At 67.7% G+C, this 13,525-nt stretch carries 25 protein-coding genes and 1 pseudogene; 25 read left to right on the top strand and 1 reads right to left on the bottom strand.

The features are described 5' to 3' along the window. From tuf to KXR53_RS20220, 24 genes and pseudogenes are all read left to right on the top strand, one after another. A pseudogene (gene tuf / locus KXR53_RS20335) lies at positions 1-151 on the top strand (elongation factor Tu); the annotation flags it as partial. Between the two features lie 340 nt (positions 152-491). Beyond that, complete coding sequence (gene rpsJ, locus KXR53_RS20330) at positions 492-800, top strand: 30S ribosomal protein S10 (protein ID WP_026873858.1); 309 nt, start codon at positions 492-494, stop codon at positions 798-800. A gap of 10 nt (positions 801-810) precedes the next feature. Then, positions 811-1,554, top strand: a complete 744-nt coding sequence (gene rplC / locus KXR53_RS20325) for a 50S ribosomal protein L3 (RefSeq protein ID WP_437377083.1) — start codon at positions 811-813, stop codon at positions 1,552-1,554. A 3-nt stretch (positions 1,555-1,557) separates the two neighbouring features. Then, the gene (rplD, locus tag KXR53_RS20320; protein ID WP_437377082.1) at positions 1,558-2,178 is read left to right on the top strand and encodes a 50S ribosomal protein L4; all 621 of its coding nucleotides are present in this window, start codon (positions 1,558-1,560) and stop codon (positions 2,176-2,178) included. Continuing rightward, positions 2,175-2,501 carry a 50S ribosomal protein L23 gene (locus KXR53_RS20315; RefSeq protein ID WP_051249479.1) on the top strand — a complete coding sequence of 109 codons (327 nt, stop codon included), beginning with the start codon at positions 2,175-2,177 and terminating at the stop codon, positions 2,499-2,501. The genes rplD and KXR53_RS20315 overlap by 4 nt, the downstream gene beginning before the upstream one ends. 4 nt (positions 2,502-2,505) lie before the next feature. Further along, complete coding sequence (gene rplB / locus KXR53_RS20310; protein ID WP_437377080.1) at positions 2,506-3,330, top strand: 50S ribosomal protein L2; 825 nt, start codon at positions 2,506-2,508, stop codon at positions 3,328-3,330. A gap of 12 nt (positions 3,331-3,342) precedes the next feature. Then, positions 3,343-3,621 (top strand): 30S ribosomal protein S19, encoded by a 279-nt coding sequence (gene rpsS, locus KXR53_RS20305; protein ID WP_026873853.1) that lies wholly within the window; start codon positions 3,343-3,345, stop codon positions 3,619-3,621. 3 nt (positions 3,622-3,624) lie between these two features. After that, positions 3,625-4,002, top strand: a complete 378-nt coding sequence (gene rplV / locus KXR53_RS20300) for a 50S ribosomal protein L22 (protein WP_437377079.1) — start codon at positions 3,625-3,627, stop codon at positions 4,000-4,002. Then, positions 4,002-4,760 (top strand): 30S ribosomal protein S3, encoded by a 759-nt coding sequence (gene rpsC, locus KXR53_RS20295; RefSeq protein WP_026873851.1) that lies wholly within the window; start codon positions 4,002-4,004, stop codon positions 4,758-4,760. The genes rplV and rpsC overlap by 1 nt, the downstream gene beginning before the upstream one ends. 5 nt (positions 4,761-4,765) lie before the next feature. Continuing rightward, a complete protein-coding gene (gene rplP, locus KXR53_RS20290) occupies positions 4,766-5,185 on the top strand; it encodes a 50S ribosomal protein L16 (RefSeq protein WP_026873850.1) in 420 nt (139 codons plus the stop codon). Positions 5,186-5,187: 2 nt separating this feature from the next. Next, positions 5,188-5,394 (top strand): 50S ribosomal protein L29, encoded by a 207-nt coding sequence (gene rpmC / locus KXR53_RS20285; RefSeq protein WP_026873849.1) that lies wholly within the window; start codon positions 5,188-5,190, stop codon positions 5,392-5,394. Positions 5,395-5,408: 14 nt separating this feature from the next. Next, the gene (gene rpsQ / locus KXR53_RS20280) at positions 5,409-5,690 is read left to right on the top strand and encodes a 30S ribosomal protein S17 (RefSeq protein WP_026873848.1); all 282 of its coding nucleotides are present in this window, start codon (positions 5,409-5,411) and stop codon (positions 5,688-5,690) included. Positions 5,691-5,693: 3 nt separating this feature from the next. Continuing rightward, complete coding sequence (gene rplN / locus KXR53_RS20275; RefSeq protein ID WP_026873847.1) at positions 5,694-6,062, top strand: 50S ribosomal protein L14; 369 nt, start codon at positions 5,694-5,696, stop codon at positions 6,060-6,062. Continuing rightward, entirely contained in the window at positions 6,059-6,379 is a 321-nt protein-coding gene (rplX, locus tag KXR53_RS20270) for a 50S ribosomal protein L24 (RefSeq protein WP_211230614.1), read from the top strand. The genes rplN and rplX overlap by 4 nt, the downstream gene beginning before the upstream one ends. 8 nt (positions 6,380-6,387) lie before the next feature. Then, positions 6,388-6,927 (top strand): 50S ribosomal protein L5, encoded by a 540-nt coding sequence (gene rplE / locus KXR53_RS20265; protein ID WP_437377078.1) that lies wholly within the window; start codon positions 6,388-6,390, stop codon positions 6,925-6,927. Positions 6,928-6,945: 18 nt separating this feature from the next. Next, positions 6,946-7,251: a 30S ribosomal protein S14 gene (gene rpsN / locus KXR53_RS20260; RefSeq protein ID WP_437377077.1), complete on the top strand. Its 306-nt coding sequence runs from the start codon at positions 6,946-6,948 to the stop codon at positions 7,249-7,251. Positions 7,252-7,263: 12 nt separating this feature from the next. After that, positions 7,264-7,662 (top strand): 30S ribosomal protein S8, encoded by a 399-nt coding sequence (rpsH, locus tag KXR53_RS20255; protein ID WP_437377076.1) that lies wholly within the window; start codon positions 7,264-7,266, stop codon positions 7,660-7,662. Between the two features lie 11 nt (positions 7,663-7,673). Then, positions 7,674-8,207: a 50S ribosomal protein L6 gene (rplF, locus tag KXR53_RS20250; RefSeq protein WP_437377075.1), complete on the top strand. Its 534-nt coding sequence runs from the start codon at positions 7,674-7,676 to the stop codon at positions 8,205-8,207. A gap of 11 nt (positions 8,208-8,218) precedes the next feature. After that, a complete protein-coding gene (rplR, locus tag KXR53_RS20245) occupies positions 8,219-8,584 on the top strand; it encodes a 50S ribosomal protein L18 (RefSeq protein ID WP_026873841.1) in 366 nt (121 codons plus the stop codon). A gap of 11 nt (positions 8,585-8,595) precedes the next feature. After that, a complete protein-coding gene (gene rpsE, locus KXR53_RS20240; protein WP_437377074.1) occupies positions 8,596-9,201 on the top strand; it encodes a 30S ribosomal protein S5 in 606 nt (201 codons plus the stop codon). After that, on the top strand, positions 9,194-9,385 hold the full coding sequence (gene rpmD, locus KXR53_RS20235) for a 50S ribosomal protein L30 (RefSeq protein WP_437377073.1): 192 nt from the start codon (positions 9,194-9,196) through the stop codon (positions 9,383-9,385). The genes rpsE and rpmD overlap by 8 nt, the downstream gene beginning before the upstream one ends. A 77-nt stretch (positions 9,386-9,462) precedes the next feature. Then, positions 9,463-9,978, top strand: a complete 516-nt coding sequence (rplO, locus tag KXR53_RS20230; RefSeq protein WP_437377072.1) for a 50S ribosomal protein L15 — start codon at positions 9,463-9,465, stop codon at positions 9,976-9,978. Positions 9,979-10,060: 82 nt separating this feature from the next. Next, positions 10,061-11,413: a preprotein translocase subunit SecY gene (gene secY, locus KXR53_RS20225; RefSeq protein WP_437377071.1), complete on the top strand. Its 1,353-nt coding sequence runs from the start codon at positions 10,061-10,063 to the stop codon at positions 11,411-11,413. Beyond that, the gene (locus KXR53_RS20220) at positions 11,410-12,003 is read left to right on the top strand and encodes an adenylate kinase (protein ID WP_437377070.1); all 594 of its coding nucleotides are present in this window, start codon (positions 11,410-11,412) and stop codon (positions 12,001-12,003) included. The genes secY and KXR53_RS20220 overlap by 4 nt, the downstream gene beginning before the upstream one ends. A 49-nt stretch (positions 12,004-12,052) precedes the next feature. Here the strand turns inward: KXR53_RS20220 and KXR53_RS20215 are convergent, their stop codons facing one another. Then, the gene (locus tag KXR53_RS20215) at positions 12,053-12,946 is read right to left on the bottom strand and encodes a LysR substrate-binding domain-containing protein (RefSeq protein WP_437377069.1); all 894 of its coding nucleotides are present in this window, start codon (positions 12,944-12,946) and stop codon (positions 12,053-12,055) included. Positions 12,947-13,049: 103 nt separating this feature from the next. Here KXR53_RS20215 and KXR53_RS20210 point away from each other — a divergent pair, with 103 nt between their 5' ends. Then, positions 13,050-13,457, top strand: a complete 408-nt coding sequence (locus tag KXR53_RS20210; protein WP_437377068.1) for a RidA family protein — start codon at positions 13,050-13,052, stop codon at positions 13,455-13,457. Positions 13,458-13,525: the final 68 nt, after the last annotated feature.

The raw sequence follows: 13,525 nt of genomic DNA, 5'->3' as shown, positions 1-13,525 counted from the left end.
GGAGGGCACCGAGATGGTGATGCCGGGCGACAACATCTCGATGACGGTCGAGCTGATCGCCCCGATCGCCATGGATGAGGGCCTGCGCTTCGCCATCCGCGAAGGCGGCCGCACCGTCGGCGCCGGCGTCGTCGCCTCCATCATCGAGTGAGGATGGCGGCTTGAGATCACGGGTTCGGGGGCTTCGGCTCCCGGGCCGGTGAAGAGCTAGGACCGTACCTCCGCCCCCCGCCGCAAGGCGGAGCGGAAAGGGCGGCCCGGGATGAGAAGGGCGAGAGGTGCTGAGCCTTGAACCCTGCGCATGGCGGGCCCGATCACGAAAGCGTCACAACCCGGATTCCGGGCGTGACATTCGGGGCGGGCTCGGCTATGAAACGCGCCTCACCCGAGCCGCCTCGCGGCTTGGGTGAGTTTTTTTTGGACTGTTCGCGATGTGGGGGCCGGAATGAGCCGGTGTCCACCTCTCGGCAAGAACACTCGGATACAGAACGATGGACAGTCAGAACATCCGTATCCGCCTCAAGGCGTTCGATCATCGCGTGCTCGACCAGTCGACCAGCGAGATCGTCAACACCGCGAAGCGGACCGGTGCTCGGGTGCGCGGGCCGATCCCGCTGCCGACGAACATCGAGCGCTACACCGTCAACCGCTCGCCGCATGTCGACAAGAAGTCGCGCGAGCAGTTCGAGATCCGCACGCACAAGCGTCTGCTCGACATCGTCGATCCGACGCCGCAGACCGTCGACGCGCTGATGAAGCTCGACCTCGCGGCCGGTGTCGACGTCGAGATCAAGCTCTGAGGCGGTGACGATGCGCTCCGGATTGATCGCCCAGAAGCTGGGCATGACACGAATTTTCGACGCCGAGGGCCAGCACGTCCCGGTCACGGTCCTGAAGCTCGACGGCGTCCAGGTCGTCGCGGTGAAGACCGAGGAGACCGACGGCTACACCGCGGTGCAGCTTGGTGCCGGCAAGGCCAAGGTCAAGAACGTCTCCAAGGCGGTCCGCGGCCATTTCGCCAAGGCCCAGGTCGAGCCGAAGAAGAAGCTGGTCGAGTTCCGCGTCAGCACCGATGCGCTGCTGTCGGTCGGCGACGAGCTGACCGCCGACCATTTCGTGGCCGGCCAGGTCGTCGACGTCACCGGCACCTCGATCGGCAAGGGCTATGCCGGCGTCATGAAGCGCTGGAACTTCGGCGGCCTGCGCGCCTCGCACGGCGTCTCGGTCGTGCACCGGTCGCATGGTTCGACCGGCCAGCGGCAGGACCCGGGCAAGGTGTTCAAGAACAAGAAGATGGCCGGCCATCTCGGTGCCGAGCGGGTGACGGTGCAGAACCTCACCGTCGTCACCACCGATGTCGAGCGCGGCCTGATCATGGTCAAGGGTGCGGTCCCGGGCGCCGAGGGCGGCTGGGTGCTGATCCGCGACGCGGCCAAGCGGCCGGTGCCGAAGGACGCCCCGTTCCCGGGCGCGGTCCGCAAGGCCGGCGCTGCGGCGGTTGAGGCGCCTGCTGCCGAAGCCCCTGCGGCTGAAGCAGCCGGTCAGGAGGGCTAAGCGATGAAGGTCGCCGTCAAGACGTTCGACAACACGACCGCCGGTGAGATCGAGCTCGACGATTCCGTCTTCGGTCTCGAGGTTCGCACCGACCTGCTGCACCGCATGGTCAACTGGCAGCTGGCCAAGCGCCGCTCCGGCAACCACAAGACCAAGGGCATCAGCGAGATCAGCGGCACGACCAAGAAGCCCTACAAGCAGAAGGGCACCGGTCACGCCCGCCAGGGCTCGATGCGGTCGCCGCAGTTCCGCGGCGGCGCCCGGATCTTCGGGCCGGTCGTCCGCAGCCATGCGCACGACCTGCCGAAGAAGGTCCGCAAGCTGGCCCTGCGCCATGCGCTGTCCGCCAAGGCCGCGGAAGGCAAGCTGGTGGTGGTCGATGCGGTCGTGGCCGACAGCCACAAGACCAAGGGTCTCGCCGCCAAGCTGTCGGCGCTGGGTCTCGACTCCGCGCTGATCCTGGCCGGCGAGCAGATCGACACCAACTTCGCTCTCGCCGCGCGGAACCTGCCGTTCATCGACGTGCTGCCCAGCCAGGGCGCCAACGTCTACGACATCCTGCGCCGTGACACCCTCGTGTTGTCGCGCCAGGCGGTCGAGCAGCTCGAGGCCCGCCTGAAATGATCCGCTCTCGCAAGAAGAAGGCCGACGCCAACGTCACGCCGCGGATGTATGACATCATCCGCGCGCCGGTGATCACCGAGAAGGCGACGCTCGCCGCCGGCCACAACCAGGTCGTGTTCAAGGTGCCGCTCGACGCCACCAAGCCCGAGATCCGCAGCGCGGTCGAGGGCGTGTTCGGCGTCAAGGTCACCGCGGTGAACACGCTGATCGCCAAGGGCAAGACCAAGCGCTTCCGGGGTCTCCCGGGCAAGCGCTCGGACGTGAAGAAGGCCGTCGTGACGCTCGCCGAAGGGCAGCAGATCGACGTGACCACGGGGGTTTGATCCGATGGCCTTGAAGACTTTCAATCCCATCACCCCGGGCCTGCGCCAGCTGGTCCAGGTGGATCGCTCCGACCTGTGGAAGGGCAAGCCGGTCAAGACCCTGACCGAAGGCCTGACCAAGAAGGGCGGTCGCAACAACACCGGCCGGATCACCGCCTACCACCAGGGCGGCGGGCACAAGCGCACTTACCGGATCATCGACTTCAAGCGCCGCAAGCTCGACATCGTCGGCACGGTGGAGCGCCTGGAGTACGATCCGAACCGGACGGCCTTCATCGCCCTCGTCACCTACGAGGACGGCGAGCAGGCCTACATCCTGGCGCCGCAGCGACTGGCCGCGGGCGACAAGATCGTCGCCGGCGAGAAGGTGGACATCAAGCCGGGCAACGCCATGCCGCTGCGCAGCATGCCGGTCGGCACGATTGTCCACAATGTGGAGCTGAAGGCCGGCAAGGGCGGCCAGCTGGCGCGCTCCGCCGGCACCTACGCCCAGCTGGTCGGCCGCGACATGGGCTATGCCCAGCTGAAGCTGGCCTCGGGTGAGCTGCGCGTCGTGCGCGGCGAGTGCTTCGCCACGGTCGGCGCGGTCTCGAACCCGGACCAGTCGAACGTCTCGATCGGCAAGGCCGGCCGCAACCGCTGGCTTGGCAAGAAGCCGGTCACCCGTGGCGTCGCGATGAACCCGGTCGACCACCCGCATGGTGGTGGTGAAGGCCGCACCTCGGGCGGCCGGCACCCGGTCACGCCGTGGGGCAAGCCGACCAAGGGCCGCAAGACCCGCAGCAACAAGGCGACGGATAAGCTCATTATCCGCCGTCGCAAGAAGTAAGGGAGAGCGACGGTGGCACGCTCCGTTTGGAAGGGCCCGTTCGTCGACGGCTATCTGCTGAAGAAGGCGGACAAGTCGCGCGCGTCGGGCCGGAACGAGATCATCAAGATCTGGTCGCGTCGCTCGACCATCCTGCCGCAGTTCGTCGGCCTGACCTTCGGTGTCTACAACGGGCAGAAGTTCCTGCCGGTCGTGGTCAACGAGAACATGGTCGGCCACAAGTTCGGCGAGTTCTCGCCGACGCGGACCTACTACGGCCACGCGGCGGACAAGAAGGCGAAGAGGAAGTAAGCGATGGGACAGGAAAAGAACCCCCCTCGCCTTGCGGAGAATGAGGCGCGCGCGTTCGCCAAGACGCTGCGCACCAGCCCCCGCAAGCTGAACCTCGTCGCCCAGACCATCCGCGGCAAGGATGCGGCCAAGGCGCTGGCCGAGCTCACCTTCTCCCGCCGCCGCATCGCCGGCGACGTGAAGAAGGTGCTGCAGTCGGCGATCGCCAATGCCGAGAACAATCACCAGCTGGACGTCGACAAGCTCTACGTGGCCGAGGCCTATGTCGGGCGGCAGATCGTCATGAAGCGGTTCCACGCCCGCGCCCGCGGCCGTGCGTCCCGCATCGAGAAGCTCTGGTCGAACCTGACGGTCATCGTCCGGGAGCGGGAGACGGCATAATGGGTCAGAAAGTCAATCCGATCGGCCTGCGGGTCGGCATCAACCGGACCTGGGATTCGCGCTGGTTCGCGACCAAGGACTATGCCGGCCTGCTGCACGCCGACCTGAAGATCCGCGAGTTCCTCGAGAAGCGTCTGGCCCAGGCGGGCATCAGCCGCATCGTCATCGAGCGGCCGGCGAAGAAGGCGCGCGTCACGGTCTACACCGCCCGTCCGGGCGTGGTGATCGGCAAGAAGGGCGCCGACATCGAGAAGCTGCGCCAGGAACTGGCGAAGATGGCCGGCAGCGAGGTCAGCCTGAACATCGTCGAGATCCGCAAGCCGGAGATCGACGCCAAGCTGGTCGCCGAGAACATCGCCAGCCAGCTGGAGCGCCGCGTGGCGTTCCGCCGCGCCATGAAGCGCGCGGTGCAGAACGCGATGCGCCTGGGCGCCCAGGGTATCCGCATCAACTGCGGCGGCCGCCTCGGCGGCGCCGAGATCGCCCGCACCGAATGGTACCGCGAGGGCCGCGTGCCCCTGCACACGCTGCGCGCCGATGTCGATTACGGCACGGCGACGGCGAAGACCACCTACGGCACCTGCGGCGTCAAGGTCTGGGTGTTCAAGGGCGAGATCCTCGCCCATGACCCGATGGCCCAGGACAAGCGGGCGGCCGAGGCGGCCACCGGCCCGTCCTCGGCCCGGCCGGAGCGTGGCGAGCGTCGTGACGACCGTCGTGGCCGCGATCGCGATCGCGACGCGCGGCGGGAGGGCTGAGGATCATGCTGAGTCCCAAGCGCACCAAGTACCGCAAGCAGCACAAGGGCCGGATCCATGGCGTCGCCAAGGGCGGCACCACGCTGAACTTCGGCGCCTACGGCCTGAAGGCCCAGGAGCCGGCCCGCCTGACGGCGCGGCAGATCGAGGCGGCCCGCCGCGCGATCACCCGCCACATCAAGCGTCAGGGCCGCGTCTGGATCCGCATCTTCCCGGACGTGCCGGTCTCGACCAAGCCGGCCGAAGTCCGCATGGGTTCGGGCAAGGGGTCGCCGGAGTTCTGGGCCGCCAAGGTCAAGCCCGGCCGCGTCATGTTCGAGCTCGACGGCGTGCCCGGCGACCTGGCGAAGGAAGCCTTCGCCCTGGCCGCCGCCAAGCTGCCGATCGCCTGCAAGTTCATCGCCCGCCTTGGAGAGGAGGTCTGACCATGGATATCGAAGACATCCGCGCCAAGACGCCGGATCAGCTGAAGGACGATCTGCTGGCACTGAAGAAGGAGCAGTTCAATCTGCGCTTCCAGGCCGCCTCGGGGCAGCTCGAGAACACGGCGCGGGTCCGCGTCGTGCGCCGCGACATCGCGCGCATCAAGACCGTTTTGAGCGAACGCGGCCAGGCGGCCGCGTCCGCCAAGTAAGAGGATTGTGAGCCATGCCGCGGCGCGTGCTCATCGGGACGGTTGTGTCCGACAAGACCGACAAGACCGTGACGGTCCTGGTCGAACGCAACCTGATGCACCCGGTCTACAAGAAGTTCATCAAGCGGACCAAGCGGTACCTCGCGCATGACGAGGCCAACGCTTGCAAAGTCGGCGACCGTGTCTCGATCATCGAGACCCGCCCGATCAGCAAGCGGAAGTGCTGGCTCGTCCTGTCCGAGGCCGAGGCCAGCGCCATGGGCGTGTCGGCCGACCCCGCTGTTTCGGGAGCGTAAACCATGATTCAGATGCAGACGAACCTGGACGTCGCCGACAATTCCGGCGCCCGTCGGGTGATGTGCATCAAGGTGCTGGGCGGTTCCCACCGCCGGACCGCCACCGTCGGCGACGTCATCGTCGTGTCGATCAAAGAGGCGATTCCGCGGGGCCGCGTGAAGAAGGGTGACGTGCACCGCGCCGTCATCGTTCGGACCGCCAAGGAACTGCGCCGCCCGGATGGCTCGACGATCAAGTTCGACCGCAACGCGGCCGTGCTGATCAACAAGCAGGGCGAGCCGGTCGGCACCCGCATCTTCGGCCCCGTGACTCGCGAGCTGCGGGCCAAGAAGTTCATGAAGATCATCTCGCTCGCTCCCGAGGTGCTGTGATGGCTGCGAAGATCAAGAAGGGCGACCAGGTCGTCGTCCTCGCCGGCCGTGACAAAGGCAAGAAGGGCGAGGTCATCGAGGTGCGTCCGGCCGACGACCGTGTCGTCGTCCGCGGCGTGAACATCGTGAAGCGCCACACCCGCCAGTCCGCGAAGTCGCAGGGCGGGATCGTGGAGCAGGAGGCTGCGCTGCACGTCTCGAACGTGGCGCATGTCGACCCGAAGAGCGGCAAGCCGACCCGCGTCGGCTTCAAGACGCTCGAGGACGGCCGCAAGGTCCGGGTTGCCAAGGCCTCCGGCGAAGTGATTGATCGGTGAGGATGGCCATGGCACGTCTCAAGGACCACTACGACAAGGTCGTCCGACCGAAGCTGAAGCAGGAGTTCGCCTACAAGAACGACCTGCAGGTGCCGCGGATCGAGAAGATTGTCATCAATATGGGCGTCGGCGACGCCGTGTCCGACAGCAAGAAGATCCAGGCGGCGGTGGCCGAGCTGGCGGCGATCTCCGGCCAGAAGCCGGTGACGACCAAAGCCCGGAAGTCGATCGCCACCTTCAAGCTGCGCGAAGGCATGTCGATCGGCACCAAGGTGACGCTGCGCCGCGACCGGATGTACGAGTTCCTCGACCGTCTGGTGAACATCGCCCTGCCGCGCGTCCGCGACTTCCGCGGGCTGTCGCCCAAGGCGTTCGACGGCCGGGGCAACTATGCCCTCGGCATCAAGGAGCAGATCGTGTTTCCCGAGATCGACTACGACAAGATCGAGACGGTCCGGGGAATGGACATCGTTATCGTGACGACCGCGAAGACCGATGATGAGGCGCGAGCGCTCCTCAAGGGCTTCGATTTCCCGTTCGTCAGCTGAACGAGCAAGGATTAGATCATGGCCAAGAAGAGCTCGGTCGAGAAGAACAAGCGTCGCGAGAAGCTGGCGAAGGCGTTCGCCGGCCGCCGCGAGCGCTTGAAGGCGATCGCCAACGACCAAAGCCTGCCGATGGAGGACCGGTTCGCCGCCCGCCTGAAGCTGGCGGAACTGCCGCGCAACTCCTCACCGGTGCGCATCCACAACCGCTGCGAGCTGACCGGTCGCCCGAAGGCGTTCTACCGCCGCTTCAAGCTGAGCCGTATCGCGCTGCGCGAGCTGGCCTCGCGCGGCCAGATCCCCGGCATGGTCAAGTCGAGCTGGTAAGGAGTACGGACCATGTCGCTGAGTGATCCGTTGGGCGATCTGCTCACCCGCATCCGCAATGGCCAGCGGTCCGGCAAGTCCGTGATCGAGACGCCGGCGTCGAAGCTGCGGGCCAACGTCCTCGACGTGCTGAAGCGCGAAGGCTACATCCGCGGCTACGAGACCCATGAGGTCAAGCCGGGCATCGCGCAGATCAAGATCGAGCTGAAGTATGCCGAAGGCCAGCCGGCCATCAAGCGCATCGACCGCGTGTCGAAGCCGGGCCGCCGCGTCTATTCGGGCATCAAGGACCTGCCGAAGGTGTACAACGGGCTGGGCATCTCCATCCTGTCGACGCCGCGCGGGGTGATGTCGGACGGTGAGGCCCGCGCCGCCAATGTCGGCGGCGAGATCCTCGCCCGCGTGTTCTGAGGAGACCCGCGATGTCACGTATCGGCAAGCACGCGGTCAAGGTCCCGGCGGGGGTTCAGGCCTCCGTCCAGGGCCAGGACGTCTCGGTCAAGGGCAAGCTCGGCCAGCTCAAGCTCGTCGTCAATGACGAGATCAAGGTCTCGATGGAAGACGGCGCGATCAAGGTCGAGCCGAAGAGCCAGTCGCGCCTGGCGCAGACCATGTGGGCCACCAGCCGCACCCTGATCAACAACATGGTCGTGGGTGTCAGCGAGGGTTTCACCACCAACCTCGAGATCAACGGCGTCGGCTATCGCGCCGCGGTCCAGGGCAAGGAGCTGGTGCTGACCCTCGGCTACAGCCACGAGGTGCGCTATCCGATCCCCGAGGGGATCTCGATCAAGTGCGAGAAGCCGACCTCGATCTCGATCACCGGCTTCGACAAGCAGCGCGTCGGCCAGGTCGCCGCGGAGATCCGCGGGTACCGGAAGCCCGAGCCGTTCAAGGGCAAGGGCATCAAGTACGAGACCGAGACCATCCTGCGCAAAGAAGGCAAGAAGAAGTAAGGACGGCCGGGATGACCACCAAGACCAACGAGCTGCGCGAACGCCGCAAGGGGCGTCTCCGCTACAAGCTGAGCCAGGCCCGTCACGGCCGGGTCCGCCTGTCCGTGTTCCGGTCCTCGAAGCAGATCTACGCCCAGGTGATCGACGACCAGGCGGGGCGCACCATCGCCGCCGCCTCGTCGATCGAGAAGGACCTGCGCGGGTCGCTGAAGACCGGCGCCACCATCGAGGCCGCCGCCGCGGTCGGCAAGCTCCTGGCGGAGCGCGCCAAGGCCGCCGGCGTCGAGAAGGTGGTGTTCGATCGCGGGCACTATCTGTATCACGGCCGGGTCAAGGCCCTGGCCGATGCCGCCCGTGAGGGCGGCCTGGACTTCTGAGGAGGACGCGCATGGCACGCGAAAGCAGAGACACGCGCGGTCCGCGGGATCGTGGCGACAAGCGCCCGAGCGAGCGGGAGGCGGGTGAGGAGCTGATCGAGAAGCTCGTCTCCATCAACCGCGTCGCGAAGGTGGTGAAGGGCGGCCGGCGCTTCGGCTTTGCCGCCCTGGTCGTGACCGGCGACGGCCGCGGCCGGGTCGGCTACGGCTCGGGCAAGGCCCGTGAAGTGCCGGAGGCGATCCGCAAGGCGACCGAGCAGGCGAAGCGCAGCATGATCCGCGTTCCGCTGCGCGAGGGCCGGACGCTGCACCACGACATCCTGGGTCACTTCGGCGCCGGCAAGGTCCAGCTCCGCAGCGCCGCCCAGGGTACCGGCATCATCGCCGGTGGTCCGATGCGCGCGATCTTCGAGGCGCTGGGCGTCCAGGACGTCGTCGCCAAGTCGATCGGCACGTCGAACCCGCACAACATGATCAAGGCGACCTTCGAGGCGCTGCGGGCGATCGAAGGCCCGCGCGCCGTCGCCGCCCGGCGCGGCAAGCGCGTCGCCGACATCATCGGCGCCCCGGGCAAGCGCGAGGGTGGCGTCGAGGTGGTGGAGGCCCCGAATGGCTGAGAAGGCGACCGTGATCGTCACCCAGATCGGCAGCCCGATCGGCCGCCGGGACGACCAGCGCCAGACGCTGATCGGCCTCGGCCTGAACAAGCTGCATCGCACCCGCGAGCTGGAGGACACTCCGGCGGTGCGGGGGATGATCGAGAAGGTCAAGCACCTGGTGCGGGTCGAGCGCGCGGGCTGAGGCCCGCCGCTCACGGCGTGTGAATTGACGAGCGGGTCACCCGGTCCGTCGGAACGGGGCCGGCCCGAGGAGCGAAGATGGCGAAACTCAACGATCTCCGCGACAATGCGGGCGCGCGCAAGGCGCGCATCCGCGTCGGCCGCGGCATCGGCTCCGGCAAGGGCAAGACCGGCGGCCGGGGCGTGAAGGGACAGAAGAGCCGCACCGGCGTCGCCCTGAAGGGCTTCGAGGGCGGTCAGATGCCGCTCTACATGCGGCTTCCGAAGCGGGGCTTCAACAACAGGAAGTTCCGGACGAACTATGCCGTGGTCAATCTCGGCCGCCTGCAGAAGGCGATCGAGGCCGGCCGGATCGATGCGGCCAAGCCGGTCGACACCGAGGCGCTGATCGCCGGCGGCCTGATCAGCAAGGCGCTGGACGGCGTCCGGCTGCTGGCCAAGGGCGAGATCTCGGCCAAGGTCACGCTGCATGTCCACAGCGCTTCGGCGGCTGCGGTCGCGGCGGTGGAGAAGGCCGGCGGATCGGTGGTCCAGTCCAACCCGGCCCCGGCCGAGGCTGTCGACAGTGACGCAGGGGCGTCGTCCCAGGCTTAACGCCGCCGTCCAACGCGGGTAAAACGGAGGGCGGGGACCGCGCATGTTCGCAGTCCCCGCCTTTTTTCATTCGAGGCCGTCCATGGCATCTGCTGCAGAACAGCTCGCTGCGAACCTGAATTTCGGCGCCTTCGCCAAGGCGACGGAGCTCCGCAAGCGCATCTGGTTCACTCTTGGCGCGCTGATCATCTACCGGATCGGCACCTATGTGCCGATCCCCGGGATCGATCCCCGCGTGTTGTCGGAGATCTTCACCCAGCAGGGCGGCGGCCTCCTCGGCATCCTGAACATGTTCGCCGGCGGCGCGCTGGGTCGCATGACGATCTTTGCGCTGAACATCATGCCGTACATCTCGGCCTCCATCATCATTCAGCTCCTGACGGCGGTGTCGCCGACGCTAGAGGCGCTGAAGAAGGAGGGCGAGGCCGGGCGCAAGAAGCTCAACCAGTACACCCGCTACTTCACCGTGGTGCTGGCCACGGCCCAGGCCTATGCGCTGGCGGTCGGCCTCGAGAGCGTGAGCGGCTCGATCGGCCCGGCGGTGGTGGATCCCGGCTGGTACTTCCGCTTCACCACGGTCGTCACCATCGTCGGCGGCACCATGTTCCTGATGTGGCTGGGCGAGCAGATCACCTCGCGCGGCGTCGGCAACGGCATCTCGCTGATCATCTTCACCGGCATCGTCGCCTCGCTGCCGCATGCGCTGGTGCAGATGCTGGAGCTGGGCCGCACCGGCGCGCTGTCGCCCTTCGTCATCCTGGTGCTGCTGGTGCTGTGCGTCGGGGTGATCTTCTTCATCGTCTACATGGAGCGGGCGCAGCGCCGCCTCCTGGTGCAGTACCCGAAGCGCCAGGTCGGCAACCGCATGTTCGGCGGCGAGAGCTCGCACCTGCCGCTCAAGCTCAACACCTCGGGCGTGATCCCGCCGATCTTCGCCTCGTCGCTGCTGCTGCTGCCGGCGACCCTGATCGGCTTCGCCGGCACCAATGTCGACGGCGCCGGCGGCTGGCTGTCCTGGATCGCGGCGCAGCTGGCGCATGGCCAGCCGCTGTTCATGGCGCTTTATGCCGCGCTGATCATCTTCTTCTGCTTCTTCTACACTGCGATCGTCTTCAATCCGGAGGAGACGGCCGACAACCTGAAGAAGTACGGCGGCTTCATCCCCGGCATCCGGCCGGGCAGGTCGACCGCCGACTATATCGACTATGTGCTGACCCGGATCACGGTGGTCGGCGCCGCCTATCTGACGGTGGTCTGCCTGCTGCCGGAGTTCCTGACCTCGGAATACGCGGTGCCGTTCTACTTCGGCGGCACCAGCCTCTTGATCGTCGTCACGGTCACCATGGACACGGTGGCCCAGGTCCATTCCCATCTCCTGGCCCATCAGTATGAAGGGCTGATCAAGAAATCGAAGCTGCGGGGGAGCCGTCGATGAATCTGATCCTGTTGGGCCCTCCCGGGGCAGGGAAGGGGACGCAGGCGAAGCGGCTGGAGGAGCGCTACGGGCTGAAGCAGCTCTCGACCGGCGACATGCTGCGGGCGGCGATCGCCGAGGGCACGCCGCTCGGCCGCCAGGTGAAGGAGATCCTCGACCGCGGCGATCTGGTGACCGACGAGATCATGCTCGACATGATCGCGGAGCGGATCGCGCAGCCGGATTGCGACCGCGGCTTCATCCTCGACGGCTTCCCGCGCACCGTGCGTCAGGCCGAGGGGCTGGACGAGACGCTGGCCCGGCACGGCAAGTCGCTGGCCGTGGTGATCGAGATGAAAGTCGACGAGGCGGCGCTGTTCGCCCGCATCGCCAATCGCGCCGCGCAGTCGGCCGAGAAGCGCGCCGACGACACCGAGGAGACGCTGCGCAAGCGCCTCGCCGTCTATCGCGAGCAGACCGCGCCGATCATCCCCTATTACCGCGACAAGGGGCTGCTGAAGGCGGTCGACGGCATGGCCGACATGGACACGGTGACCCGGCAGATCGAGGCCGTCCTCGGCCTTCAGCCGGCGGACGCCTCGGCGTCCTGACCGGCACGCCGGAACGGAAGATCAGGGGCGGCTTTCGGGCCGCCCTTTTTCATGGCGGCGGCCTGGCTGCGGCCGCCGCCACGATCCAGTCACGGAAAGCGCGGATCTTGGGCCGGTGGCGCTGATCCGCGGCGTAAACCAGCCAGTAGGCCTTGGCCCTGTCGACCGCGAGCGGGAAAGGGACCGCCAGCCGGCCGGCGGCGATGTCCTCGGCGAAGAACTCGGGCGTCACAAGCGCTGCTCCCAGCCCGGCCGCTGCGGCCTGGGCCGAGGCGGCCTGGTTGTCGAAGCGCGGCGCTGGCTTTCGAAGTGCCGCGGGGGCATCGACGTCGACGGCCTTGAACCAAGCATCCCAACTCATCGTCATGCCGATCAGCGGCAGCGCCAGCACATCCGCCGGAGTGCGCAGCCCGACCGCCAGCCGTGGCGCTACGACGCAGGCCAGGCGGACCTCCAGCAGCTTGTGGGCGACGACGCGCGGCGGAAAGCCGCTCGGCCCGGCCCGGATCTCGATATCGGCGGCGAGCTCGCCCTCGATGCTGTCGCCGAGCTCGGTGCTGGTGGCGAGCCTGACCGTCAGCTCCGGATGCGCGGCCTGGAAGGCGCCGAGCCGCGGCGCCAGCCAATGGGTGGTGAAGGTGGGCACCGACACGACCGTCAGATCGCGGCCCACAGCATCCACCTCGCTGCCGACCGCAGCGCGCAGCCGGCCGAAGGCGTCGACCACCTCGGCCGCCAGCCGCTCACCGGCCTCGGTCAGGGCCAGGCTGCGGCCCCGGCGGGCGAACAGCGGCGCGCCCAACCGCTCCTCCAGCCGCTTGACGTGATAGCTGATCGCGGCCTGGGTCAGGCCCAACTCCTCCGCCGCCCGGGTGAAGCTGCCGTGCCGCGCCGCCGCCTCGAAGGCGTGCAGGGCGGGCAGGGGCAGGCTGTCGGTCGGCATGACTCAGTATAAGCCAGGCTTATGATCGGCGGCGAGGCCCTGCGTGGTTCCACGGCTCCGGCCGGCGCATCGTCCGGGCGAAATCCACAGGAGGACGCCCAAGATGCCCGCAGACTCACTCACCTTCCTCAACCCCGACACCATGCCGGCGCCGAACGGCTATTCCCAGGTGGTGCTGATCCCGCCCGGCGCCCGGCTGGTCCAGCTCGCCGGCCAGGTCGGGGTCCGGCCGGACGGGTCGATCGCCGCGCCGGACTTCGCCGGCCAGGCGGTGCAGGCCTTCGAGAATGTGAAGGCCGGCCTGGCCGCCGTCGGCAGCGGCTTCGAGCATGTGATCAAGCTCAACATGTTCGTCACCGACTTCGCCGCCCAGGGCCCGACCCTGCGCGAGGTGCGCGACCGCTACGTCAACCGCGCGGCCCCGCCGGCCAGCACCACGCTGCAGATCGCCCGCTTCTTCCGCGAGGGGCTGCTGTTCGAGCTCGACGTGCTGGCGGTGGTGCCGGGGTGAGCGCCGTGCCGGCCGTCCTTTCGGCTCGGCTGCCGGCGGCACTGCGCCGCCTTGCCGGAAAGGTACTG

The organism is Inquilinus limosus (assembly GCF_051487185.1).
Taxonomy (GTDB): domain Bacteria; phylum Pseudomonadota; class Alphaproteobacteria; order DSM-16000; family Inquilinaceae; genus Inquilinus; species Inquilinus limosus_F.
This window is presented reverse-complemented; position numbering and strand designations above follow the sequence as displayed.

Bases quoted from the DNA above. Each gene is read 5' to 3' on its own strand.
- rplV (WP_437377079.1), top strand. From the start codon at position 3,625: ATGGGACAGGAAAAGAACCCCCCTCGCCTTGCGGAGAATGAGGCGCGC.
- KXR53_RS20210 (WP_437377068.1), top strand. From the start codon at position 13,050: ATGCCCGCAGACTCACTCACCTTCCTCAACCCCGACACCATGCCGGCG.
- rplR (WP_026873841.1), top strand. From the start codon at position 8,219: ATGACCACCAAGACCAACGAGCTGCGCGAACGCCGCAAGGGGCGTCTC.
- KXR53_RS20220 (WP_437377070.1), top strand. From the start codon at position 11,410: ATGAATCTGATCCTGTTGGGCCCTCCCGGGGCAGGGAAGGGGACGCAG.
- rpsJ (WP_026873858.1), top strand. From the start codon at position 492: ATGGACAGTCAGAACATCCGTATCCGCCTCAAGGCGTTCGATCATCGC.
- rplC (WP_437377083.1), top strand. From the start codon at position 811: ATGCGCTCCGGATTGATCGCCCAGAAGCTGGGCATGACACGAATTTTC.
- rpmC (WP_026873849.1), top strand. From the start codon at position 5,188: ATGGATATCGAAGACATCCGCGCCAAGACGCCGGATCAGCTGAAGGAC.
- rplB (WP_437377080.1), top strand. From the start codon at position 2,506: ATGGCCTTGAAGACTTTCAATCCCATCACCCCGGGCCTGCGCCAGCTG.
- rpsN (WP_437377077.1), top strand. From the start codon at position 6,946: ATGGCCAAGAAGAGCTCGGTCGAGAAGAACAAGCGTCGCGAGAAGCTG.
- rplN (WP_026873847.1), top strand. From the start codon at position 5,694: ATGATTCAGATGCAGACGAACCTGGACGTCGCCGACAATTCCGGCGCC.
- rplE (WP_437377078.1), top strand. From the start codon at position 6,388: ATGGCACGTCTCAAGGACCACTACGACAAGGTCGTCCGACCGAAGCTG.
- rpsQ (WP_026873848.1), top strand. From the start codon at position 5,409: ATGCCGCGGCGCGTGCTCATCGGGACGGTTGTGTCCGACAAGACCGAC.
- secY (WP_437377071.1), top strand. From the start codon at position 10,061: ATGGCATCTGCTGCAGAACAGCTCGCTGCGAACCTGAATTTCGGCGCC.
- rpsE (WP_437377074.1), top strand. From the start codon at position 8,596: ATGGCACGCGAAAGCAGAGACACGCGCGGTCCGCGGGATCGTGGCGAC.
- rpmD (WP_437377073.1), top strand. From the start codon at position 9,194: ATGGCTGAGAAGGCGACCGTGATCGTCACCCAGATCGGCAGCCCGATC.
- KXR53_RS20215 (WP_437377069.1), bottom strand. From the start codon at position 12,946: ATGCCGACCGACAGCCTGCCCCTGCCCGCCCTGCACGCCTTCGAGGCG.
- rpsH (WP_437377076.1), top strand. From the start codon at position 7,264: ATGTCGCTGAGTGATCCGTTGGGCGATCTGCTCACCCGCATCCGCAAT.
- rpsC (WP_026873851.1), top strand. From the start codon at position 4,002: ATGGGTCAGAAAGTCAATCCGATCGGCCTGCGGGTCGGCATCAACCGG.
- rplO (WP_437377072.1), top strand. From the start codon at position 9,463: ATGGCGAAACTCAACGATCTCCGCGACAATGCGGGCGCGCGCAAGGCG.
- KXR53_RS20315 (WP_051249479.1), top strand. From the start codon at position 2,175: ATGATCCGCTCTCGCAAGAAGAAGGCCGACGCCAACGTCACGCCGCGG.
- rplD (WP_437377082.1), top strand. From the start codon at position 1,558: ATGAAGGTCGCCGTCAAGACGTTCGACAACACGACCGCCGGTGAGATC.
- rplF (WP_437377075.1), top strand. From the start codon at position 7,674: ATGTCACGTATCGGCAAGCACGCGGTCAAGGTCCCGGCGGGGGTTCAG.
- rplP (WP_026873850.1), top strand. From the start codon at position 4,766: ATGCTGAGTCCCAAGCGCACCAAGTACCGCAAGCAGCACAAGGGCCGG.